The sequence below is a fragment of the Bradyrhizobium sp. USDA 4472 genome (genome assembly GCF_054058595.1).
In genome coordinates this window covers 5,453,983-5,476,316 of sequence record NZ_JBSSAM010000001.1, presented here as the reverse complement: position 1 = coordinate 5,476,316, position 22,334 = coordinate 5,453,983, and the positions used below count along the sequence as shown (strand labels likewise).

The following is a 22,334-nucleotide window of genomic DNA, read 5'->3' as shown; positions in this document are numbered from 1 at the left end:
GGGCTACGGCGCCTGCCACAAGCTCCATCGTCATCCTGAGGTGCTCTCCTTGCGATGCGTCAGCATCGCAAGGAGAGCCTCGAAGGATAGGCTGCGGGCGCTTGCGGGTCATCCTTCGAGGCTCGCTTCGCTCGCACCTCCAGCGACAACCGCTTCGCGGTTGCGCGGGATGACGGTTGAGTGTGTTGCGGCAGTGCATGGCTGCTGTTCGAGCACACCCAATTGTCTTGAGCCGCCCACACCGAACGTGTAAGGCCCCAAGAGTCCTTTCCTGGTGCCCGCTTGAACCCCCTTCCGCAAAACCCCATGGCCGCGTCCGGATCGTTCGCGGCGATGAAGTCCGTGCCTTATCGGCTGCAGTTCATCGCCTATGTGCTGGCGATGATGGCCGACAATATCGAGCATGTGATCAGCTATTGGGTGGTGTTCCAGAAATTCCACTCGCCGACGCTGGGCGGCTTTGCGGTGCTGTCGCACTGGCTGCCCTTCCTGCTGCTCTCGGTCGCGGTCGGCGGGCTGGCCGACCGGTTCGATCCGCGCCGCATCATCCAGTGCGGCATGCTGCTGTTCATCGTGGCATCAAGTGGATGGGGCTTCTTCTTCATCACCGACACCATCCAGATGTGGCACGCGATGCTGCTGCTGGTGATCCATGGCTGCGCGGGTGTCCTTTGGCAAACACCGAACCAGCTGCTGCTCTACGACCTCGTCGGCCCCGCAGACCTTCCGAGCGCGGTCCGGCTGAACGCGATGGCGCGCTATCTCGGCATCCTGGTCGGACCTGCGGTCGGCGGAATCATCATGCTGACGCTCGGCGCCTCGCACGGCATCATCTTCAACACGCTGTTCTATCTGCCGATGCTGCTGTGGCTGTTCTGGGCGCCGGTGCGCGACAGCAGCCTCGCTGTCAGGCGGTTCGCGGTGCGCGGCCTTGCCGACATCCTGCTGACCATCCGCGCCATCGGCACCCAGCCGGTGCTGACCGCGATGACATGGCTTGCCGGGCTCACCTCCTTCATGATCGGCAACGCCTATCACGCCCAGATGCCGGGCTTTGCCGGCGATCTCGGCCATGGCGATCCCGGCGTGTCCTACAGCGTGCTGCTGGCAGCCGACGCCGCCGGGGCACTGCTCGCCGGCATTGCGCTGGAATCCTGGGGACGCCTCAAGGGCACGCCGCGTACCGCGATCCTGCTCGCGACCTTCTGGAGCCTGGCCCTGCTCGGGTTCGCGGCGGTGCGGATCTATCCGGTCGCGATCGCGCTGCTGTTCGGCGCCGGCTTCTTCGAGCTGTCCTTCAACACCATGGCGCAGGCGCTGGTGCAGCTGAATGCGCCTTCTGACATCCGCGGCCGCGTCGTCGGGCTCTACAATATGGCCGGGCTCGGCATGCGGGCCTTCAGCGGCATCACCGTCGGCGTGTTTGGCGCGGCGATCGGCATTCACTGGTCGCTGGGACTCTCGGCCGCCGCGCTGCTGGGGCTGCTGTGTCTGCTTTACGGGCGGGCGACCAGGAAAGCCTAGGGCGCAGCCCGATACCGTCCGCCCCTGATGTGGCTTTTTCAACGCGTCGTGTCGCTCGGTATTCGCCGCGCCAGATCATAACGCGGCATTAACCCTATGCAGCTTAGGGTGGTGTTGGACTCCGCCAGGCGGGGGGTCGGGTTGTGAAAATGGCGTTGGCGAACAAAAAATTTCTTCCAGCCGCAGAGGAACGTCGGCGTTTCCAGCGGGTGAAGGTGCACCTGCTCGGCCGTTACATGCTGCCGGATCGCCGGGAATTCCCCTGTCAGGTGATCAACATGTCGCCCGGCGGGCTCGCGCTGCTGGCGCCCGGCATCGGCAATGTCGGCGATCGCGTGGTCGCCTATCTCGACCATATCGGCCGGGTCGAGGGCAAGATCACAAGGATCATCGACAACGGCTTCGCCATGACGGTGGGCGCGACGCCGCGCAAGCGCGACAAGCTCGCGGCCCAGCTGACCTGGCTTGCCAACCGCGACATCCTCAATCTGCCGGAAGACCGCCGCCACGACCGCATCGTGCCGCGCAACCCGATCGCGGTTCTGACGCTCGAGGACGGTACCAAGATGACCTGCCGCATCATCGACCTGTCGCTGTCGGGCGCAGCCATTGCCGCGGAGAACCGCCCACCGCTGAGATCGACCGTATTGCTCGGCCGGGTCCAGGGGCGCGTGGTCCGAAACCTCGAAGACGGCTTCGCACTCGAGTTCCTGCATTCGCAGCCGATCGAGACTCTCGAAGAGAGCGTTACCGCGCGGTAAAGCGAAAGCACAGCAAAACCCCGGCTTTTCCAGCCTCAAAGGCGGCCTCCGCGATGCGGAAGCCGCCTTTTTTCGTATCTTGACGCGACCGCACGCGGGTTAACGTGCGACCTGCTCCCGGCAGAAACCCCAGTTCCGCCAGCGTGCGCGCGTTAATTGCTACAATTTGAATCAATTGCAGTCGTTTCAAATTTTAGTCGAATTCACTTCAAGTATAGATCGATTTGGCCGCGACTTTTACTTGTATTCGTCTCGACTTGACTTGACTGACTTAGCGGCAACTCAAAAGCTCCGTGCGAGATGTGGTCCCAACAAGAAACGGGGGCCGCAATGTTGGACTTCACGGGACAGGGGAAGGCACTGGCACTTGTTGCCATGCTGTTCGGGATCAGCGCGACAGCGCAGGCCGGCGAAGGCCGTCTGCTCTACGCCAGCCTCGGCGACACCACGCGTGCGCCGATCGGCTGGGTCGAGTTTTGTGCCGAGAATGCCGCCGAATGTCAGGGCGGGCCGACGCAGCCGCGCGACATCGTGATGTCGCAGACCGCGTGGCGCGACCTGACCAAGGTCAATCGCTGGGTCAACGAGACGATCAAGCCTTTGACCGACCAGGACCACTGGGGCGTCGTGGAGAAATGGTCGCTGCCGACTGACGGTTACGGCGACTGCGAAGACTACGTGTTGTTGAAGCGCAAGATGCTGATGGATGCCGGTTGGCCGCGTGAGGCCCTGCTCATCACCGTCGTGCGCGACAGGAAGGGCGAAGGACATGCGGTGCTGACGGTGAAGACCGACAAGGGCGAGTTCGTTCTCGACAATCAGAACGAGAACGTCGTCGCCTGGACGGAGACCGGCTACCGCTTCGTCAAGCGCCAGTCGCAGGCCGATCCCAATGTCTGGGTCTCGCTCGGCGATACCAGGCCGGCGGTCTCCACCGCCAGCGCAAGAGATCAGTAGTTGAGAGAGAAACGAGTTACGCGACCGGTCACATCCCCACCCCTCCCCGTCCCAGACCGGATCGCGCGCGGCCAGGCTTCCCCCAAAGCCTGGCCGCAACAATTTTGGGGCGGTCGGGTCAGCGGTGCCAGACTGTTCCTGTAGGTTCTGCCAGCCTTGATGGGATCTTCGACCAGCCTGATGGCGTCGCGCGGATTGCCGTCGACCAGCAGGAGATCGGCGAGCGCGCCTCCCCAACCACTCCGAGCTTGTTTGAGCCGCTACGCGATTGCAGCCTTTGACCGCCACGCCAGAGTGAGCCAGCCGGTGCCGTGCGACTGCAGGTCGAGGCCATCGCACCACTCCGCGGAACGGATCTCAACAGAAGATGACTTGGGAACTCAACGTCGGCTCCGTTCCAGAGCTCGATACGCTCCGAGCATTTTGCGTGCAGAACCCGCAGCCAGCCAATTTGCAACCGCAGGACTTTTCGCACTTCAGCCATTTCCTGCGAGAGGGCTTGTTCTTCTCCGACAGGTAAGCACGACTGTCGCGCTCGCGTCGAACTCGACTCACTCAAATGACCGGCATTCGCGCGACAGGAGTGATCGAGCAGATGTTGCAACGCCGCCATGTGGGAGTACGATCGCCACCATGATCTCGTGGGGATGGGCGGCACAAGGGTTGAAAGCGAGGGGCGAGACCTGAACGACGAGGCGTAACATGGTGGCGCAAACGAGTGACGGACGTATCCTGCTGGTCAAGAAGCTCGGCGGACTCATCGCAATCATCATCGGATGCCTGCTGACCGCGGTCGGCGTGACCTTTGAATCCAGTGGAACGACTTTCGTAGGCGTTCTCTTCCTGGCGGCGGGCGCTGTTTTGCTTGTGCTGAAGGTCATCAGGCGGAACGACGGATCGTCGCTGCCATAGCGGGCCGGCGCGGTTCGCTATGCACCCAGCACGTCCGCGAGCCGCAGTTCGTCAGCAGCGGGATCTTTCAGGAACAGCTCGGCCTCGATCTCGTTCAGATGCGACAGCATCTGGGCGCGCGCGGTCTCTCCGTCGCCCTTGCGGATCGCGGTGACGATCCCGGCATGATGATCGGTGCCGCAAGCCGGCGTGTCGTGGCGGCGATAGAGCAGGATGATCAGCGACGAGCGCGCGATCAGCTCCTTCAGGAAACCGAGATATATGCTGTGGCCGCTCATCTCGGCGATAAGGCGATGAAAATCGCCGGACAGCCGGACCGAGGCGCGCGCATCGCCGCGCGCCTCGGCCTCGCGCTCCTCGGTGAGGTGTTGCTGCAGGCGATCGATCCACGTCGGCGACACCGCGTCGACGGCGTGGTCGACGATGGTCGGCTCGATCAGGCGGCGCGCCTCGAACACCTCGCGCGCGTCAGCCGGCGTCGGGCGCGCGACGAAGGCGCCGCGGTTCTTCTCGATGTTGACGATGCCCTCGTGCGCGAGCTGCTGGAGCGCGGTGCGAACCAGCGTGCGGCTTGCGCCATAGATCTCGCCGATCTCGTCCTCGCCGAGCTTGGTGCCCGGCAACAGACGGTGCTCGAGGATTGCCGCGGTCACACCCTCCCTGATCCGGATAACGCGATCGCCCACGTCGGGCGCGTCGGATCTCGGGCGGGATTTGGCGGCCATTAGTTCGAAGTCTGGGTTTGAGGACTCGATCGGAGATGGTCAGTCCCGGATCGTAAACGATGAGTTGTATCCAATCACAGGCGAAACTTTATACAATCTTCGCCCATTTCGTGTGCACACCCCGCCCGCCCTCTGCGCCGCACAAATGTGCCGAAGTTCGATCTAACGACCTGACTTCGCTGCACAGTTTTCCAATTTGGCAATTTTGGCGCTGTTGGCACGGACCTTGCGGAGAGGGGCAGAACATCGCCTCTCTCGCGGACATGCCATGGCCACTCCCGCCGCTCTCGAACTGGTTGCCGTCACCAAGCGCTATGACACCACGCTGGCGGTCGACAATGTCAATCTGAAGATCCCCGCCGGCACCTATTGCTGCCTGCTCGGCCCGTCCGGCTGCGGCAAAACCTCGACGCTGCGCATGATTGCCGGCCATGAGGCAGTCAGCGAGGGCGACATCATCCTGGGCCCGCAGAACGTGACCGATTTGGCGCCCGCCAGCCGCGGCACGGCGATGATGTTTCAGTCCTACGCGCTGTTTCCGCATCTGAGCGTGCTCGACAATGTTGCTTTTGCCCTGAAAATGCGCGGCATCGACCGCGCGACCAGGCACAAGCGCGCCGGCGAGCTTCTGGAACTGGTGGCGATGAGCCCCTACGCGGGTCGCCTGCCCGCCCAGCTCTCCGGCGGCCAGCAGCAGCGCGTCGCACTCGCGCGTGCACTGATCACCGAGCCGCAGATCCTCCTCCTCGACGAGCCGCTGTCCGCGCTCGATCCATTCCTGCGCGTCAAGATGCGCGGCGAGCTCAAACGGCTGCAGCGCGAGCTCGGCATCAGCTTCATCCAGGTCACCCACGGCCAGGAGGAGGCGATGGCGCTTGCCGACCACATCGTGGTGATGAATCAGGGCAAGATCGAGCAGCAGGGCACGGCCCGCGACATCTTCCACCATCCCCGCACCGAATTCGTGGCGCGCTTCATCGGCGGTCACAACGTCCTCAGCGACGCCGGAAAACTCATCGCCGTGCGCGCCGATCAGCTCGGCATCAAGCCGGTCACTGACGGCGCGTTCGGCGCGCCGGCGCTGCTGACCCAGACCGAGTACCAGGGCTCTTATGTCGCCGTCTCGCTCACGCTCGACGACGGCACCGCCCTGTTCTCCCACGTTCCCGAAGCCACCTTCGATGTCCATCCGTTCCGGCCGGGCGATCGCGTGCTGGCCACCTGGGATCCCGCCAAGGCGCAACGTCTGCAATAGCGCCGTCATCACAGAAAATGCGCAACACAGAGGAGTGACTGGAATGACAAAGACCACCAAGACATCGGGCGTCAGCCGCCGCACGCTGCTCAAGGGCACCGCGGGTCTCGCGGGCCTCGCCGCCGGCTCCGGCGCCATCACCGGCTTCCCCTACGTAATGTCGGCCGAGCCGAAGGTGCTGCGCTATCTCGGCACCGCCGTGAACGAGGGCGACGACATCTCCAAGCAGTGCCTGAAGGACACCGGCATCAAGATCGAATACATCACCGCGACCACCGACGACGTCACCAAGCGCGTGATGACCCAGCCGAACTCCTTCGACGTGCTGGACACCGAATATTTCTCGCTGAAGAAGATCGTTCCGTCGGGCAACATCCTTGCCCTCGACGCCAAGAAGATCAAGGAATTCGACAACATCACGCCTGTCTTCACCAAGGGCGAGACGCCCGGCGGCAAGAAGATCGGCGGCCAGGGCACCGCGCCGTGGAAAGTGCTCTATCTCGAGGGCAAGGATTCCAAGAAATTCGCGACGTCGCCGACCGAGTACGTCACGCTGATCCCGACCGTGTACAACGCCGACACGCTTGGCATCCGTCCCGACCTCATCAAGCGCCCGATCAACTCCTGGGCTGAGCTGCTCAACCCCGAGTTCAAGGGCAAGGCCTCGATCCTCAACATCCCCTCGATCGGCATTATGGATGCCGCGATGGTCGTGGAAGCCACCGGCAAGTACAAATATGCCGACAAGGGCAACATGACCAAGGAAGAGATCGATCTCACCATGAAGGTGATGACCGAGGCGAAGAAGGCCGGACAGTTCCGCGCGTTCTGGAAGGACTTCAACGAAAGCGTCAACCTGATGGCTTCGGGTGAGACCGTGATCCAGTCGATGTGGTCGCCGGCGGTGACGAAGGTGCGTTCGATGGGCATCGCCTGCACCTTCCAGCCGCTCAAGGAAGGCTACCGCTCCTGGGCATCGGGCTTCTGCGTCTCCAAGGGCGTGTCCGGTCCGAAGCTCGATTGGGCCTACGAGTTCGTCAACTGGTTCTTGTCAGGCTATGCCGGCGCCTATCTCAATCGCCAAGGCTACTACTCGGCCGTGCTCTCGACCGCAAAGGCCAACATGGAGCCGTACGAGTGGGCCTACTGGATGGAGGGCAAGCCCGCCGAGAAGGACATCAAGGCGCCCGACGGCTCGCTGCTGGAGAAGGCAGGTTCCGTGCGCGACGGCGGCTCCTACGAGGACCGCATGGGCGGGGTGGCGTGCTGGAACGCCGTGATGGACGAGAACGACTACATGGTCCGCAAGTGGAACGAGTTCATCGCCGCGTGATGGATACGTCGGAGGACATCCTGCAACAGGCGCCCCCGGACATTGTCCGGGGGACCGACACGAGGCGCGCGGCCAAATCCGCGCGCCTGTCGCCCTCCTTCGTCTCCTGGCTACAGGCCGGGCCGATGATGCTGGTGTTTGTCGCCTTCTTCCTGATCCCGCTCGTCTTCGTCGTCATTGTCTCCTTCTGGGACTACAACGAATACCAATTGCTGCCGGCGCTCTCGGGCCGCGGCTACACCGACACGTTCGAAGGCTGCATCGCGCAGCTCCCCGATCTCTGCACCATCGCAAAAACCTATGTGAAGACGCTGAAGCTGTGCTTCCTGGTCTGGGCCATCACGCTCTTCATCGGCTTCTGGGTCGCCTATTTCCTCGCCTTCCACGTCAAATCCAAGACCTGGCAGATGGGACTCTCGCTGCTCTGTACGATCCCGTTCTGGACCTCCAACGTGATCCGCATGATCGCCTGGATCCCGCTGCTTGGGCGCAACGGGCTGGTGAATTCCGGACTGATGAAGACGGGCCTGATCAACCAGCCGCTGGAGTGGCTGCTGTTCTCCGAATTCTCGGTGGTGCTGGCGCTGGTGCACCTCTTCACCTTCTTCATGGTCGTGCCGATCTTCAATTCGATGATCCGCATCGACAAATCGCTGATCGAGGCGGCCTATGACGCCGGCGCCACCGGCTTCCAGACGCTGGTCAACGTCATCGTTCCCCTGGCGAAGCCCGGAATCGTGATCGGCTCGATCTTCGTCATCACCATCGTGATGGGCGACTTCATCACCATCGGCGTGATGGGCGGCCAGCAGATCGCGGCGGCCGGCAAGATCATCGAGACGCGGGTGAACGCGCTGCAATTCCCGGCCGCAGCCGCCAACGCCGTGATCCTGCTCGTCATCACGTTCCTGATCATCACCATGATGTCGCGCATCGTCGACATCAAGAAGGAGCTCTAGGCGATGAAGGAAGGGCGCCCCCGCAGCTTCTATATTCTCGCGATCTTCTTCGCAGCCTACGTGCTGTTTCTTTATGGACCGATGATTGCGATCTACGTGTTGTCGTTCCAGGGGCCCCAAGGTGGCCTCACCTTCCCGATGAACGGCGTGTCGACCTATTGGCTGACAAAGCTGTTCCAGGGCACCGGCATCATCGATCTCGGCGCGTCCTTCCGCCGCTCGCTGTTGCTTGGCGTCATCGTGATGGCTGTCACGGTCGTGCTGTCGATTGCCGCCGGCATGGCCTTCCGCAGGAAGTTCAGGGCGCAGAGCATTCTGTTCTATTCGGCGATTGCGAGCCTGATCGTGCCCTCGATCATCACCTCGCTCGGGATCTCGCTTGAATTCCGTATCATCGACGATCTGATCAAGGCGCATTGGAACGAGAATTTCGAGACATCGATGGGCCTGCTGACCTCCGGGCTCGGTGCGCATCTGACCTGGACGCTGCCGTTCGGCCTGCTGATCATGTTCGCGATCTTCAACCGCTTCGATCCCCGGCTCGAGGAGGCCGCACGCGATCTCGGCGCGACGCCGTGGCAAACGTTCCGCCATGTCGTGCTGCCGATCATCCTGCCGTCGGTGATCGGTATCGGTCTGTTCGGCTTCACGCTGTCCTGGGACGAACTCGCGCGCTCCAGCCAGGCGATCGGTGCGGTCAATACATTGCCGCTCGATCTCCAGGGCCTCACCACGACAGTGACGAACCCGGACATCTATGCGCTCGGCACGATCATCTCCGCGGTCTCCTTCGCTGTGATCGCGCTCGCGCTCGGCACGATCCACATGCTCAACAAGCGCCAGGCGGCCAAGGGCTCGGACGCCGGCAAAGGACTCCTCTGATCGCGATGCGGCTTCACGTCGTCAATCCCAACACCACCGCGTCGATGACGGCGAAGATCGCCGCAGCGGCACGGGCGGTCGCGCTGCCCGATACCGTGATCGACGCGCGCCAGCCGGCGATGGGCCCGGTCTCGATCGAGGGATTCTACGACGAGGCCTTCGCCGTCCCGGGCATGCTCGGCTGCATCCGCGAGGCCGACCGCGACGGCGCGAATGCCCACATCATCGCCTGCTTCGACGACACCGGCCTCGATGCCGCGCGCGCGGCGGCACAAGCGCCTGTCATCGGTATCGGCGAAGCGGGCTTCCACATCGCAAGCCTGATCGCCACACGCTTTGCCGTGGTGACGACGCTCGGTGTCTCCATCGTGCCGATCGAACATAATCTGCGGAAGTACGGCCTCGCCGAGCGTTGCGCCCGCGTCCGCGCCGCCGAGGTCCCTGTGCTCGCGCTCGAAGAGCGCAACTCAGACGCCCTTGGAAAGATCTCCGCGGAGATCACCGCCGCGATCCGAAACGATCGTGCTGAAGCAATCGTGCTCGGCTGTGCCGGCATGGCCGATCTTGCCGCCGAACTCGCCGACACACACGGCCTGCCCGTGGTCGACGGCGTCGCGGCTGCGGTGACGCTGGCCGAGGGACTGGTGCGGCTCGGGTTGAAGACCTCGCGGCTCGGCCCGTACGCGGCGCCGAGGCCGAAGCCCTATGCCGGTCCATTCGCGCCATTCCAGCCCTAGCCTGGCCCCGCCGACGGTCCGTCAGGCGAAGACCGCCGGTGACCGGCACCGGCCTCGTCGGCCTACTCGTCTTTGCCACCGACGTCGTGGAGCGCGCGACCTGGTAGAGCAACAGGTCCACGTTTTCTTCTTCGGCCAGTGACCTCGGTCGCAGGAGCCGTCCCTCTGGTCAATCGCGTTTTTTCCACCGACGGCCACCTTTTCGTCCCATTTGTTGCTGAACGGTAACCCTTTCGGGACGTCCCGGCCGCCCTGTTTCTCGTGCTGCCGCTCTTCGCCACTCGCCAAGTTTCAATTTGGGTTTTGTCAGCGATGATCGATCTCGCAGAGGACACACCGTCCAATCCATTCGTCCGCCTCGGCGCCCAGCCGATCGCGTTGACGGCTGCCGCGCTGCTGCTGCTGATCGCCGGGGTCACCTCGATCGCGATCTGGCGGGCTTATACCGGCGCTGCCCCCGAAACCGACCGGGCGGTCGCGTCGCGGCAGCTCCAGGTGCGGGCGGCGCAAGCCTCCGAGCAACTCGTCGAGAAGACCAAGGGGCTGGAGGCGACCCAACAGGAATCGATCGACCAGCTCCAGGTCGTTCAGGACCAGCTTTTGACCATGAAGCGGCTGCTCGCCTCGCAACAGGCCGACACTAAGCGCCTGTCAGAACAGGTGGCCAATCTGAACGACGCCATCGACGGGTTGCGGCAATCCTTTGCCAGTGTTCGCGCCAACGAGGCTGACGCGCCCGCAGTTACCCCGAGGAAACCGGCGCGCCACCGTGTCCATGCCAGCGCCCGCAAACGCGCAAGCGGCTGATTGGATCCCTCGCTACGGGCTTTATTTTTGTCAGATGTGAAATGGATCACATTCGCCCGTATGATTCCGCGCGATGCTGACCCATACCGGATGGCGTGAGCCGATTTCAATATCCGGGGCTGGCAAGGTCGTTGACGGTATACTGCGTCAACGGCCTTGTTTTTTGGCTCCGTATTCTGGTGCCTCGCTGGGCCGGCTTTATTCACAGACCTGAACGCGGCGAACGCGCCAGCCCCCACTGCGTCATGACCCGCTGCCGCACGAGGTAGCACTGCGAGCCATAGCCGCCATCGTCATATCCCGCGCCGTAATAATAGGGGTCGCCGTAGTACGGGTAGCCATAGCCATAGGCACCAAAATAGCCGGCGCCCGCGATACCGGCACCAAGGGCGACACCGGGCCAGAAACCGCCGCCATGCCAGCCGTGGCCCCAGCCGCCGTGACCCCAGCCGCCGGTCCAATGGCCACCACCACCCCAATGGCCGCCGCCACCGAAACCAGCCCGCGCCTGCGCCGCCTCGGGCGCTGCGAGGCCGACTGCCGCGACGGCCAGCGCGGCCATGATCATCTTGCGTAACATCAACTCACCCTCCGCGTGGACACGCTCCACACTTCAAAACAGGTGCAAGCTAGTGTCACTCTGGAATTGATGATAGGCGCGCCGGCTCACTTCCGCGCGAGCGTCAGCAGCCGCGGTGACATCTCGCGCTTGGCGATGCGGTCGAGGACCGCCGCGACATATTCGCGACGTCGCCGCTGAACAATCGGCTCTTGTTGGCCTTCATTGCGACCACGGCGGCCTTGCCGTCGAGCATGATCAGGCCCTGCGGCATGCTGTTGATCGCGGCGGCGAGCTGCCACTTCTTGGCCTGGTACTTGTCGTTGAACTGGTCGCGCTCGTTGCACAATGTCGGACAGGCGGGCCAACACCGAGGCCCGCATCACGACGACGTTCAAGCCGGCGCGACGAGCTCAAGCATGAACAGATAGCCCGCGGCGAGCGGTTCTCGTCCACGGCCTCGGCGAGTTCACGGTGACGGCGCACCGGACCATCGGCGAACTGCTTGGCCGCACCAACTCGGGCCCGGCCCGATCACCGGGCATGGCCTCAGCCGATCCGCTTGAGGCCCTTTTTGAAGCGCGGGCCGTTGGCGACGTAAAACCTCGCCGCACTTCCCATCTTCTGCACCTGGGGCTCGTCGAGTGTGCGGATCACGCGCGCGGGCGAGCCGATGATCAGCGAACGTTCGGGAAATTCCTTGCCCTCGGTGATCACGGAGCCGGCGCCGACGATGCTGTTGCGGCCGATCTTCGCGCCGTTCATCACGATCGAGCCCATGCCGATCAGCGCGCCCTCCTCGATGGTGCAGCCATGCAGGATGACGTTGTGACCGACGGTGCAGTTCCTGCCGACGACCAGCGGAAAGCCGAGATCGGTGTGGCAGGTCGAGCCGTCCTGCACATTGGCGCCCTCGCCGATCTCGATCCACTCATTGTCGCCACGCAGCACCGCACCGAACCAGACGCTCGCACCCGGCTTCAAGCGCACGCGGCCGATCACGGTCGCAGTTTCCGCGATGAAATAGTCGCCGTCAGAGGGAAGATCGGGCGCCTGCCCGTCGAGCTCGTAGATCGCCATGGAGGTCTCCTGTCGCGTCAAACCCAGCCATAGCGAAACGACGGCGCGGAGGCAAAGGTCGCCGCAGCGGGCCCCCCTGCAAACGTCAGCCCAGGACGCCGGTGGCGCGCAGCGTCATCAGGAAGAAAGTGCCGCTCATCATGCTCCAGAAGCCGGCAATGACGGTCGCCATCATCACGAATTCGAAGCGGCGGCTTTCCAGCCGCATGCCGCGCAGCGTGTTGCGCATGATGATGAAGGGCGCGGCAAACACCAGGAACGGCACCGCTGCAAATGTCCGGGGGGCGACGCCCTCCTGCAACAGCCCGAAACCCGCGGGCCGCTGCGACATCGCCTGGTATCCATTGGCGAGCGCGCCCGCGAGCGCGAAGCCGATGCAGATCGCGAACAAGGTGTTGAGAGCTTCAGGTGTCATCGGAACAGTCCGCCCATACGCAACGCGAGGAGCCTTCCTGTGACAAATCGTGCCGGTTAACGCTACATTATCCTTAAGCGAAGGTTAACGGCGCCCCCGCCCGACGCAGAGCCGCCTTGTTCCCGGCAGGATCGGAACGTTCCGCGAAATCGCCGTCACGTGCCATATTCGCCGGTGATTCGTCGGCCAGCGGCCGACCCGGCCCATTTGCGTGACGTCATGACGGTGTTTTCGGCAACCTCCCCTCGCTCGCCCAAGGCAAGCGCAAGAACGCGCCCGCGGGCGCATTTCGTCCCGCTCGCGCTCACGGGCGTGTTCGCGGCGGGTGCGGTCGCGCTGGTCGCCTATCTGCTGTGGCCGACCTGGAGCCCGGGCGGCGTTGATGCTCCGGACAAGCTGCCCGTCAGCGTCGGCGGGACGCTGTTCAACCTGCCGATCTCCGCGATCCGGATGAAGATCCAGCGGCACTCCGGACCGCAGGAGCGCATCGATCTCGATTTCCTCTATCCCTCGCTCGACGCACCGAGCGGCCCGACGCATGTGACCGCCGATACCGTCAACACGGCCATGCAGCCGATCGACCGCATCTTCCTCTCGATCGCGGCACATCACGATGCGCTTTCGCCCGAGCAACGCACCGCGACCATCTATCCGCACTATCTCGACCAGTCCGTGACGACACCTGCCGATGGATTGACGATGCGCCCGTTCCGCAGCGACACGCCCTATGGCAGCGAGGATCTCTATTCCGCCACCAGCCCCGCGCTGACTGCGCGCTGCACGCGCGATGCAGCCACACCCGGGATGTGCCTGTCGGAGCGCCGCGTCGACGGCGCCGACCTCACCTTCCGCTTTCCGCGCAGCTGGCTGTCGCAATGGCGTGACGTCGCGGACGCCATGGACAAGCTGACCGCGCAGTTGCGCGGGCCGAAGGCGTAAGCGCGGCCTCGATAACAAAAAGTCGAAAACAACCCCATGCACAGTAGCCGGGGCCGGCGACGGTTCGTATTTACCGAATTATGACTTGACCCGTCGGGCAAAACAGGGGCACGATGGCATCATCGCACGATCCCCCGGCCCCCGCGCAGTTCAGTCGCTCCCTCGTCGCGCTCCTCCCAGCGATAGTCCGGCAGATCCAGCCTGTCCGCGATGTCGCGGCCGACTACAAGTCTGGCCGCACCGGGCAACGAGAACGCCCTGACGACCTGGTTTCGAAACCACAGGCCGCGCGACGTCCTCGGCGCGAAGGCAGCGGCAAAGCGCTTCGCTCCGCGCTGCTTCCTGGAGATATAGCTCCGCAATCGCGTCTCGTAGGCGCTGAATGCTTCGCAGTAGCTGCCGCCAGCGCGTGCGAGCTCACCGGCAAGCACGTAGGCGGAGATCATGGCGAGCGCCGAGCCCTGCCCCGCGACCAGCGACACGCAGAAGGCCGCATCGCCAATCAGGGCAACGCGCCCTCGCGACCAGCGGTCCATCTCGATCTGGCTGACACGATCGAAATACAACTCGTCCGCACGATCCAGTTCGCCGGCGATCGCCGGCCACTCCCATCGCGCGGCGCGATAGACGTCACGCAGCTTCGCCTTCTGCTCGGCAACCGTGGCGGGCCATCGATCGGTGTCACCGGTGAAAATGCAAACGAACAGCGTTCGGTCATCACGCAGGGTAAAGCGCCCGATCATGCGGCCCGGCTTGGCGTACATGAGGTACGTGTTCTCGTCGCGCCTGTCGTAACCGTCGGTCTCGAATGCGGCGGCACCGTAGCCGAGATGCCGTTCGAAAGCCTGTTGCGGCCCGAAGGCAAGACGCCGTACCTGTGAATGTAGACCGTCGGCGCCGACCACGAGATCGAAGTGGCGCTCTCCACCACGCCGCAGGCGAACCCTGACCTCGTCGGCCCGCTCCTCGAGCGCGACGATCTCGTCGCCGAAGAGGACCTCGATGGAATCGGCAGATGCCTCGTACAGCAAGCGCGACAGATCGCTTCGCGCCAGCGTGACGTAACGTCCACCCGTGAGTTCGTCGAATACGCGTGTGCCGAAGCCGGCAACGCGCCCGCCGTCATCGTCGACGATGCGCATCTCGCGCACGTGATAGCCGGCGCGATTGATCGCCGGCAGCAGCCCCATGCGTTCTGCAATGTCGTAACCCAGTCCCCAGAAATCGATGACGTAGCCGCCGCGACGAAGCGCGGGCGCACGCTCGACCAGCGTCGGCACGTAGCCGGCACGCTGCAGCCAATAGGCCAATGTCGGCCCCGCGATCCCCGCCCCGGAGATCAGCACAGATTTCATGAAGGGAATATGGGACGGGCGGCGACCGATTACACCGCCGCGTCAATCACCAAATGATGACCGCGGAGTTCCGCGTCACGTCACCGGCCGGCCTACTCCTGATCGACCAGATCGTCTTCCAGGATCGCCATCTGAAACTGGAACGAGCGATCATCGTCCTCGTCGTCGACGAACAACACGCCGATGAACTCCTCGCCGATATAGACCTCGGCGGAATCGTCCTTCTTCGGCCGGGGCACGACGCGGATCTTGGGATTGCCGAATACGCGCTTCAGATACGCATCTAACTTTCTGACTTCTTTGACGTCCACGGCAAGTCTCCGATCAAAATTGGTCGGCGGGTTTTAGGACGAGACGCGACGAACCGCCAGCATGAATTGCCAAAGAATTTGGGGACGAAAAGGCCGGAGAATCCGGCCCTTGAGCTCACGAATTCAAAGACCCATCGCGTTGATCATCTGGTCCATGGTGCGCGACGGCTCGGCACAGCCGGCCTCGCCGACGATCTTGGCCGGCACGCCGGCGACCGTGACGTTGTGCGGCACCGGCTTCACCACGACCGAGCCGGCCGCGATGCGCGCGCAATGGCCGATCTCGATGTTGCCGAGGATCTTTGCGCCGGCGCCGATCAAGACGCCATGACGAATCTTGGGATGGCGATCCTCGTTCTCCTTGCCGGTGCCGCCGAGCGTGACGCCATGCAGGATCGAGACGTCGTCCTCGATCACAGCGGTCTCGCCGCAGACGAAGCCGGTGGCGTGGTCGAGGAAGACGCCGCGGCCGATGCGCGCGGCCGGATTGATGTCGGTCTGGAACACCGCCGACGCGCGGCTCTGCAGGTAATACGCGAAATCCTTGCGGCCCTTCAGGTAGAGCCAGTGCGCCAGGCGATGGGTCTGGAGCGCGTGAAAGCCCTTGAAATAGAGCAAGGGATCGATGAAGCGCGAGGTGGCGGGATCACGGTCGTAAACGGCGACGAGATCGGCGCGGAAGGCGTTGCCCAAATCGGGATCGTCGCGCAAGGCTTCGTCGAAGGTCTGCCGCACCAGATCGCCCGACAGCGCGGAGTGATCGAGCCGGTCGGCGACCCGATGGACCACCGAATCTTCCAGGCGGCTGTGATGCAGCACGGTCGAGTAGATGAAGGTCGCAAGCTCGGGCTCGCGGTGGACGATGTCCTCGGCCTCGCCGCGGATCCGATCCCAGATCGGATCGAGCGTCGCGAGCTTTCCTCCCGGATTGACCTGATGCACTGCCATGGAATCTGCTCTTTCGAATTGGCTCGTTTGGCTGGCTCTATAGCATAGTCTAGACGACAAAGTCCTGACGGGCTTGCCTGAGAGTGAACAGCACCTTGCCCCGCAGAAGCATGCCAACGCCTTGAAACACAAAGGTTTCCCAGAACGCCCCCGAGCGGCGAGGTCGGCTCAAAGTGGTCAGAGTTTCGCCAAATTCAAGCCGGGCGGCGTCAAACTATTGGTGAATTTCGCCTCAACCACTATTGCGGGCATGGTCGGCACGAGGACGGAGCAATCTTGAGCATCACCACCGATCAATTGCGCGCGCGCGCCGCGGGTACCCTTTCGCTGCGGTTGGCGGCGGTGGCTCTGCCCCTCCTCATGATCGCACCGGCGTTCTGGAATGGTTATCCGCTGCTGCAGTGGGATACCGGCGGCTATCTGGCGCGCTGGTACGAGGGTTATCTCGTTCCCAGCCGCTCCACGGTCTTCGGCCTTTATCTGCATTATGGCGAGAATTTCGGGTTCTGGATCAACCTCGCGGTGCAGTCGCTGGCGACGCTGTGGCTGCTGCAGCTGACGCTGCGCGTGCTCTCGATGATGCAGACGTTCCGCTTCGTCGCGATCAGCTTGTTACTGATCCTGTCGACGGCCCTGCCCTGGCTCGCCAGCATGCTGCTCACCGACATCTTCGCGGGCCTTTCGATCCTGTCGCTGTTCCTGCTCGTCATCGGGGGACCGCGGACATCGGTGCTCGAAAAGATCTCGCTGTTCGTCTTCACCGCCTTTGCCGCCGCAACCCACAGCGCCACGCTCGGCGTGCTGCTCGGGCTCTGCGTGGCCGGCTGGATGGCGCGGCCGTTGCTCGGACGTCGCGTCCCGATCGCCGGGCTGGCCTACGCGAGCATGACCATCATAGCCGGCAGCCTGATGCTGCTGTCGGCCAACCACGCTCTGTCGGGGAAATGGGCCTGGACACCCGGCGGCTACGGCGTCGCCTTCGGCCGCATGATGCAGGACGGTATCGTGGCGCGTTTCCTCGATGACCATTGCGCGCGCGAGGACTTCAAGCTTTGTCCCTATCGCAACGAATTGCCGGCGACGGCCGACGAATTCCTGTGGGGCAACAGCATGTTCAACACGCTCGGCCGCTTCGACGGGCTCAATGACGAGATGGGCACCATCGTCGTGCGATCGCTCGCCGATTATCCGGTCTGGCAGGCCGGCGCGGCGCTGCGGGCGATGGGCCAGCAATTGCTCCACGTGGCGACCGGCGAAGGCGCCAGCGTCTGGATCCCGCACACCTATGGCATCATCGAACGCTACATCCCGGGGCAGGTCGCGCCGATGCGCGCGGCACGCCAGCAGCATTGGGGCCTCAATTTCGACTACGTCAACTGGCTGCACGTCCCGGTCGCGCTGGTCTCGATGCTGGGACTGCTCGCGCTGCTCGGACATGCGCTCGCCCATCGCAGGCTCGACGACCTGTCGCTGCTCGCGGCGTCCGTGACGCTCGCGCTGCTGGGCAATGCCTTCATCTGCGGCGTGATCTCGGGCCCGCACGACCGCTATGGCGCACGGATGGTGTGGGTGGCGACCTTCGTGGTGCTGATGGCGCTGTTTCGATCGATCGGCGGTGAACCAGCGGACGACGAATCAGCCGCGGCGTGAGAGGAAGTCGAGCACGCCTGATTTGTAGACCTTGTCGCCGACGGCCCGCATGTGATCGCGGCCCGGTATATCGAGCACTTCCGACCCGGGGATGATCGCGCCAAGCGCGCTGGCCGAACCCGCAACATCGTCGGTCGAGCCGACCGCGATCAGCACCGGCACGTCGATCCGCGCGGCCTCTTGCCTGGTCATGAGCTCGCGCGTGCCGCGCAGGCAGGCGGCGAGCGCACGCCGGTCGGAACGGGTTTGGTCTGCAAACGCACGAAAGGTGCGGCCGACCGGATCGCCGACGTCGCCGAGCGAGGGCGCCTCCAGCGCCTTCGCGACGTTCTCGCCGGGCCCCGTGCCCTCGATCAGGCCGCCGATGCCGATGCCGCCGAGAATCGCCGAGCGCAGCCGCTGCGGCTCGTTGAGGCCGAGCCAGGCCGTCATCCGCCCGCCCATCGAATAGCCCATGATGTCGGCCTGCGGGATGGCGAGATGATCCATCAACGCCAGCACGTCGCCGGCCATGGTGGGAATCGAGTATTGCGCGGGATCGTAAAGCTTTGCGCTCTCGCCATGGCCACGATTATCCAGTGCAATGACGCGGCGGCCGTTCTTGCGCAGCTCCGAGACCCAGGTCGGATAGACCCAGTTCACGTTCTTGCTCGAGGCAAAGCCGTGCACCAGGATGATCGGATCGCCCTCGCCTTCGTCGAGATAGGCAATTTCAACGGCGCCGTTGTGAAAGCTCGGCATCAGCAGTTCCGGATTGTTGGGAGGAAGAGTTGATCTTAGGCTGTTGCGGCCGCACTGGCCAGAGCGGCCTCGGCCGCAGCCTGGGCCCGGCGGAGCCGCCGCGCCCGCCTGCGATCGCACCAGGCCTGGGTCAGGCGCTCGGCGGTCGCCTTGATCGAGGACAGCAGGCCGAACAGCGTCAGGGCAGCGCCGAACAGCCACAGCGTGAGATCGAACGCCCCGCCGACGAGCAGCAGCGCACCGCGGCCGAGCACTTTCATGATCGCGCGCGTCTTGCTGCCTTGCGCTTCCGCAAGCCGCGCCGCGCGCGAAACATCCTTCGGCCCTTCGGCGATCCGCAGCGTATCCATTGCGCCGCGCGCACCTGATTTCTCGGCGACACGCGTGACATCCTTGCCGAGCCGGACCAGCGCGCCGGCTTTCTCGACGCGGAACGCGGCCTTGATCGCGCTCATGGTCTCTCCCGGCCGCAGCACCGAACCGGAGGCGACGGCGTTCTGCAGCATCGGCGCGTCGACCACCTCGCGCGCGGAGCGGCCGGCCCATGCGGCGAGACCTTCGCCGAGCCGTCCGACCTTGCGGGCATCCTTCACCAGCGTCAGCCCGGCGCGCACAGGCGCCGCGCCGCCGGCCGACACGTAGGTCACGGCTGTCACCGCGAGGCCTGCGGTGGCGAGGCCAAGCACCAGGCGGTCGGTGTCCTCGCCCATGGCGAGATGCTTGCCCTCGCGCACGACGTCCCTGATATCGCCGATCACGAAGAGATCGCCGGCCACCGTCCCGGACAGGCTCGCGACGTCGTCGGCATTGCCGGTGACGAGCCCGGTGGCAAAGCGCCTGGCGAAATGCGCCGAGGAATTTTCCACTTTGACGGCATCGGCGACCCGGCTCAGAAGATCGTCGGGCAGCGCGATGTTGCGATCCCGTGCGAGCGCGACAAAGCTGTCGGCGAGATCGGCGTCACCGGCGTGAAGCGCCGCCTCGATATTGTCCTGAACCAGGCGGTCGTTGTTTGCGAGGGCCGCATCGAGCTTGAGTTCGGACAGGGCCGCCGGATCATCCTGGACGGCGAGAACAGCGCCGGCCTGCCGGGCATGCGGCACTACTTGGGCGAGTACAAGGCTGCATGCAGCAATGCCCGTCAATGCTGAGCTGATTCGCAGCCACTTCATGCTGAAAGCCCTGGACATTCGCTGGATCACTTGCGCGGGTCTTTGCGCCCGATGGTGGTCTTTCGTCACGATTTCGCGTGTCCACAGACATGGTATGCCAAAATTGCGACACAACGTCCCCGACGAAAGAAGGGCTTCTCTGAGGCGACAAGATTGTGTCGAATTTGCATGAGCAAATGAGCATGGGGCAATTGCGAACCTTTCGGTTCCGCCGGGCTAGCAATCACCTGCACCCATCAGTATGGTCCGCGGCGTCAATAATATGCCGCGTCACCGCTGATTGTGTCTGCCGCCATTGCCACTCCAGGATGAACTACGATGTCCGACCATGTCGTCCCGCACTTCCATAACGATGCCGGTGTCCCCGTCATCGAGATCGGCTCGCAAGAGTTCATGTGCGTCGGCGCCAATCCTCCGTTCGATCATCCGCATGTGTTCCTGGACCTCGGCAACGACAACGAGATCATCTGCCCGTACTGCTCGACGCTGTACCGCTTCGCCGCCGACCTGAAGGCGGGCGAAGCCCGCCCCCCCGAATGCGTCTTGAAGGACAAGGTGGCCTGACCGTTCGCTTCGGTCAGGGGTGGCCCTCCCGCGAACGATCGTCATTGCCGGTGCCGGTATCGGAGGACTGACGGCTGCGCTCGCACTGGCGCAGCGCGGTTTCCGCATCGTCGTGCTGGAAAAGGCCGAGCGGCTCGAGGACATCGGCGCCGGCCTGCAACTCTCCCCCAATGCCAGCCGCGTGCTGGTCGAACTCGGCCTGACGGAGCGGCTGAAGCTGCGCGCGGTCGTCCCGGAAGCGGTCTCGATCATGAGTGCGCGCACCGGCGGCGAAGTGCTGCGGATGCCGCTCGGCGAGGCCGCCTCGGCGCGCGCCGGCGCTCCCTATTGGGTGATGCATCGGGCCGACCTGCAATCGGCGCTGTCAGGCGCGGTCGCAGACCATCCCGATATCGATTTGAAATTGGGGGCCACATTCGAAGATGTCGCGCCCCACGCCAAGGGACTGACGGTGGTCCATCGCAGCGGGACCATCCGCCGCAGCGATCTCGCCAGCGCGCTGATCGGCGCCGATGGCATCTGGTCCACGCTCCGCCAGCATCTCTTTCCCGAGGTGCAGCCGCGCTTCTCCGGGCTGATCGCCTGGCGCGGCACGCTCGATGCCACGCAGCTGCCGAAGGAGTTTACGGCGCGGCGGGTGCAGCTCTGGATGGGCTCGAACGCCCATCTCGTCACCTATCCGATCGCGGGCGGCCGCCAGCTCAACGTGGTGGCGGTGCTGCCGGGGACCTGGAACAGGCCGGGCTGGAGCGCGGCAGGCGATCCCTTGGAGGTGATGGAGGCATTCGCCGCACCGCGCTGGCCGCCGACCGCGCGAATGATGCTGGCCGCCGTCGACAGCTGGCGCAAATGGGCGCTGTTCGGCGTGCCCGAGGGCTGCCCGTGGAGCAAGGGCCCGGTCGCGCTGCTGGGCGATGCCGTGCATGCGATGCTGCCGTTCGCCGCCCAAGGCGCGGGCATGGCGATCGAGGATGCCGCGGTGCTGGCCCGGCATCTGAGCCTCGAGGACGCGCAGGATGCGGCCGGCGTCACGGCGGCGCTGAAGCGGTTTGGTCAGGCGCGTCAGGCGCGTGTCAGGAAGGTGCAGCGCACCGCGCGGCAGCAGGGCCGCATCTATCATCTGGGCGGCCCGTTCGCGATCGCGCGCGATCTTGCGATCCGAGCGCTTGGCCCAGACCGCATGCTGGCCCGGCAGGACTGGATCTACGGCTGGCGCCCTAGCGTTTCGGAGCGGGCTTGATGTCCGGCCGCTGCGGGGTCGCGGCAGCAGGCGTTGCGTCAGGCGGCGTCTCCCGGCACCTGTTGCGGCGCCAGGCGTCCTCGGCCATTTGCGCCGAACCGCGCACCGCGACGTAGTCGTTGCGATAGGCGAGCTCGGACACGACGGCGCCGCCGGTGCCGGTCTCGGCCTTGTCCATCAGCTTCTGCAATTCCACGGTGCGGTTGGCGAGCGACTTTCGCTCCGCCTCGAGCTGCTTGCAGTCGTACAATTCGTATCTGGCGGGATCGGCAAAGGCCGGAGCGATCGTCTCGCTCACGCCGGCACAGCCGGACAGTGCGAAGCCCGCCACGACCAGCGCGGCAGCCGCGCAACCGAGGCGCAGGGACAAGGAATGCGAAACAAGCATGGGCAGAAAAATAGTCCCCGTGAATTGAGAATGCCTAAAGCAGGGCCAGATGTCCGGATTGAGGCTTTGCCTTGTGCCGCCGGCTCGCTTAAGGAAGACACGCCTCCGGCGCAACGCCTC

At 64.3% G+C, this 22,334-nt stretch carries 25 protein-coding genes and 1 pseudogene; 14 read left to right on the top strand and 12 right to left on the bottom strand.

All coding sequences use genetic code 11. The annotated features are described in order from the left end of the window. Positions 1–306 precede the first annotated feature (306 nt). Both ACVWZ4_RS25530 and ACVWZ4_RS25525 read left to right on the top strand, forming a co-directional pair. On the top strand, positions 307–1,524 hold the full coding sequence (locus ACVWZ4_RS25530) for an MFS transporter (protein WP_456763694.1): 1,218 nt from the start codon (positions 307–309) through the stop codon (positions 1,522–1,524). Between the two features lie 149 nt (positions 1,525–1,673). Further along, complete coding sequence (locus ACVWZ4_RS25525; RefSeq protein WP_456704285.1) at positions 1,674–2,285, top strand: PilZ domain-containing protein; 612 nt, start codon at positions 1,674–1,676, stop codon at positions 2,283–2,285. Here ACVWZ4_RS25525 and ACVWZ4_RS25520 read toward each other — a convergent pair. After that, entirely contained in the window at positions 2,272–2,475 is a 204-nt protein-coding gene (locus tag ACVWZ4_RS25520) for a hypothetical protein (protein WP_456735544.1), read from the bottom strand. The two genes, ACVWZ4_RS25525 and ACVWZ4_RS25520, sit on opposite strands and share 14 nt — an antisense overlap. A gap of 140 nt (positions 2,476–2,615) precedes the next feature. Between ACVWZ4_RS25520 and ACVWZ4_RS25515 the strand changes: the two genes are divergently transcribed. Next, complete coding sequence (locus ACVWZ4_RS25515) at positions 2,616–3,242, top strand: transglutaminase-like cysteine peptidase (protein ID WP_456704286.1); 627 nt, start codon at positions 2,616–2,618, stop codon at positions 3,240–3,242. A gap of 702 nt (positions 3,243–3,944) precedes the next feature. After that, a complete protein-coding gene (locus tag ACVWZ4_RS25510) occupies positions 3,945–4,154 on the top strand; it encodes a hypothetical protein (protein WP_456741447.1) in 210 nt (69 codons plus the stop codon). A gap of 17 nt (positions 4,155–4,171) precedes the next feature. On the opposite strand, the gene ACVWZ4_RS25505 is transcribed toward ACVWZ4_RS25510, so the two are convergent. Next, positions 4,172–4,879 carry a GntR family transcriptional regulator gene (locus ACVWZ4_RS25505; RefSeq protein ID WP_456704288.1) on the bottom strand — a complete coding sequence of 236 codons (708 nt, stop codon included), beginning with the start codon at positions 4,877–4,879 and terminating at the stop codon, positions 4,172–4,174. A gap of 268 nt (positions 4,880–5,147) precedes the next feature. Here ACVWZ4_RS25505 and ACVWZ4_RS25500 point away from each other — a divergent pair, with 268 nt between their 5' ends. From ACVWZ4_RS25500 to ACVWZ4_RS25475, 6 genes are all read left to right on the top strand, one after another. After that, a complete protein-coding gene (locus ACVWZ4_RS25500; protein WP_456704289.1) occupies positions 5,148–6,134 on the top strand; it encodes an ABC transporter ATP-binding protein in 987 nt (328 codons plus the stop codon). Positions 6,135–6,177: 43 nt separating this feature from the next. Next, positions 6,178–7,467: an ABC transporter substrate-binding protein gene (locus tag ACVWZ4_RS25495; protein WP_456763695.1), complete on the top strand. Its 1,290-nt coding sequence runs from the start codon at positions 6,178–6,180 to the stop codon at positions 7,465–7,467. Then, positions 7,467–8,426 (top strand): ABC transporter permease, encoded by a 960-nt coding sequence (locus ACVWZ4_RS25490; RefSeq protein ID WP_456705320.1) that lies wholly within the window; start codon positions 7,467–7,469, stop codon positions 8,424–8,426. Before ACVWZ4_RS25495 ends, ACVWZ4_RS25490 begins: the two co-directional genes overlap by 1 nt. Positions 8,427–8,429: 3 nt before the next feature. Next, complete coding sequence (locus ACVWZ4_RS25485) at positions 8,430–9,308, top strand: ABC transporter permease (protein WP_456704291.1); 879 nt, start codon at positions 8,430–8,432, stop codon at positions 9,306–9,308. Between the two features lie 5 nt (positions 9,309–9,313). Then, the gene (locus ACVWZ4_RS25480) at positions 9,314–10,045 is read left to right on the top strand and encodes an aspartate/glutamate racemase family protein (protein ID WP_456741446.1); all 732 of its coding nucleotides are present in this window, start codon (positions 9,314–9,316) and stop codon (positions 10,043–10,045) included. Between the two features lie 312 nt (positions 10,046–10,357). Continuing rightward, the gene (locus ACVWZ4_RS25475; protein ID WP_456705321.1) at positions 10,358–10,852 is read left to right on the top strand and encodes a hypothetical protein; all 495 of its coding nucleotides are present in this window, start codon (positions 10,358–10,360) and stop codon (positions 10,850–10,852) included. Between the two features lie 198 nt (positions 10,853–11,050). On the opposite strand, the pseudogene ACVWZ4_RS25470 reads toward ACVWZ4_RS25475, so the two are convergent. The 4 genes and pseudogenes from ACVWZ4_RS25470 to ACVWZ4_RS25455 form a co-directional block, all read right to left on the bottom strand. Further along, positions 11,051–11,432 (bottom strand): annotated as a pseudogene (locus ACVWZ4_RS25470) (hypothetical protein). A 103-nt stretch (positions 11,433–11,535) separates the two neighbouring features. Next, a complete protein-coding gene (locus ACVWZ4_RS25465) occupies positions 11,536–11,760 on the bottom strand; it encodes a hypothetical protein (protein WP_456741445.1) in 225 nt (74 codons plus the stop codon). Between the two features lie 200 nt (positions 11,761–11,960). Further along, positions 11,961–12,491, bottom strand: a complete 531-nt coding sequence (locus ACVWZ4_RS25460; protein WP_456704295.1) for a gamma carbonic anhydrase family protein — start codon at positions 12,489–12,491, stop codon at positions 11,961–11,963. 85 nt (positions 12,492–12,576) lie between these two features. Then, positions 12,577–12,906, bottom strand: coding sequence for a DUF6949 family protein (locus tag ACVWZ4_RS25455; RefSeq protein WP_092228601.1), 330 nt, complete (start codon positions 12,904–12,906; stop codon positions 12,577–12,579). 219 nt (positions 12,907–13,125) lie between these two features. Here ACVWZ4_RS25455 and ACVWZ4_RS25450 point away from each other — a divergent pair, with 219 nt between their 5' ends. Further along, complete coding sequence (locus ACVWZ4_RS25450; protein WP_456704296.1) at positions 13,126–13,845, top strand: hypothetical protein; 720 nt, start codon at positions 13,126–13,128, stop codon at positions 13,843–13,845. A 119-nt stretch (positions 13,846–13,964) separates the two neighbouring features. Here ACVWZ4_RS25450 and ACVWZ4_RS25445 read toward each other — a convergent pair whose 3' ends face one another. The 3 genes from ACVWZ4_RS25445 to cysE form a co-directional block, all read right to left on the bottom strand. Further along, positions 13,965–15,200: an FAD-binding domain gene (locus ACVWZ4_RS25445; RefSeq protein WP_456741444.1), complete on the bottom strand. Its 1,236-nt coding sequence runs from the start codon at positions 15,198–15,200 to the stop codon at positions 13,965–13,967. A gap of 92 nt (positions 15,201–15,292) precedes the next feature. Next, positions 15,293–15,511 (bottom strand): DUF3126 family protein, encoded by a 219-nt coding sequence (locus tag ACVWZ4_RS25440; protein ID WP_007602550.1) that lies wholly within the window; start codon positions 15,509–15,511, stop codon positions 15,293–15,295. 123 nt (positions 15,512–15,634) lie between these two features. Then, positions 15,635–16,459: a serine O-acetyltransferase gene (cysE, locus tag ACVWZ4_RS25435; RefSeq protein WP_456704298.1), complete on the bottom strand. Its 825-nt coding sequence runs from the start codon at positions 16,457–16,459 to the stop codon at positions 15,635–15,637. A 276-nt stretch (positions 16,460–16,735) separates the two neighbouring features. Here cysE and ACVWZ4_RS25430 point away from each other — a divergent pair, with 276 nt between their 5' ends. Then, positions 16,736–18,109, top strand: a complete 1,374-nt coding sequence (locus ACVWZ4_RS25430; RefSeq protein ID WP_456741443.1) for a hypothetical protein — start codon at positions 16,736–16,738, stop codon at positions 18,107–18,109. Here ACVWZ4_RS25430 and ACVWZ4_RS25425 read toward each other — a convergent pair. After that, positions 18,095–18,850 (bottom strand): alpha/beta fold hydrolase, encoded by a 756-nt coding sequence (locus ACVWZ4_RS25425; RefSeq protein WP_456704300.1) that lies wholly within the window; start codon positions 18,848–18,850, stop codon positions 18,095–18,097. The genes ACVWZ4_RS25430 and ACVWZ4_RS25425 overlap by 15 nt on opposite strands. A 35-nt stretch (positions 18,851–18,885) precedes the next feature. Beyond that, positions 18,886–20,022, bottom strand: a complete 1,137-nt coding sequence (locus ACVWZ4_RS25420; RefSeq protein ID WP_456735549.1) for a hypothetical protein — start codon at positions 20,020–20,022, stop codon at positions 18,886–18,888. Between the two features lie 318 nt (positions 20,023–20,340). Between ACVWZ4_RS25420 and ACVWZ4_RS25415 the strand changes: the two genes are divergently transcribed. Both ACVWZ4_RS25415 and ACVWZ4_RS25410 read left to right on the top strand, forming a co-directional pair. After that, the gene (locus tag ACVWZ4_RS25415) at positions 20,341–20,586 is read left to right on the top strand and encodes a zinc-finger domain-containing protein (RefSeq protein ID WP_007602543.1); all 246 of its coding nucleotides are present in this window, start codon (positions 20,341–20,343) and stop codon (positions 20,584–20,586) included. 19 nt (positions 20,587–20,605) lie between these two features. Further along, positions 20,606–21,826 carry an FAD-dependent monooxygenase gene (locus ACVWZ4_RS25410; protein ID WP_456735550.1) on the top strand — a complete coding sequence of 407 codons (1,221 nt, stop codon included), beginning with the start codon at positions 20,606–20,608 and terminating at the stop codon, positions 21,824–21,826. On the opposite strand, the gene ACVWZ4_RS25405 is transcribed toward ACVWZ4_RS25410, so the two are convergent. Continuing rightward, positions 21,804–22,214 (bottom strand): twin-arginine translocation pathway signal, encoded by a 411-nt coding sequence (locus tag ACVWZ4_RS25405; protein WP_456735551.1) that lies wholly within the window; start codon positions 22,212–22,214, stop codon positions 21,804–21,806. The genes ACVWZ4_RS25410 and ACVWZ4_RS25405 overlap by 23 nt on opposite strands. Positions 22,215–22,334 lie beyond the last annotated feature (120 nt).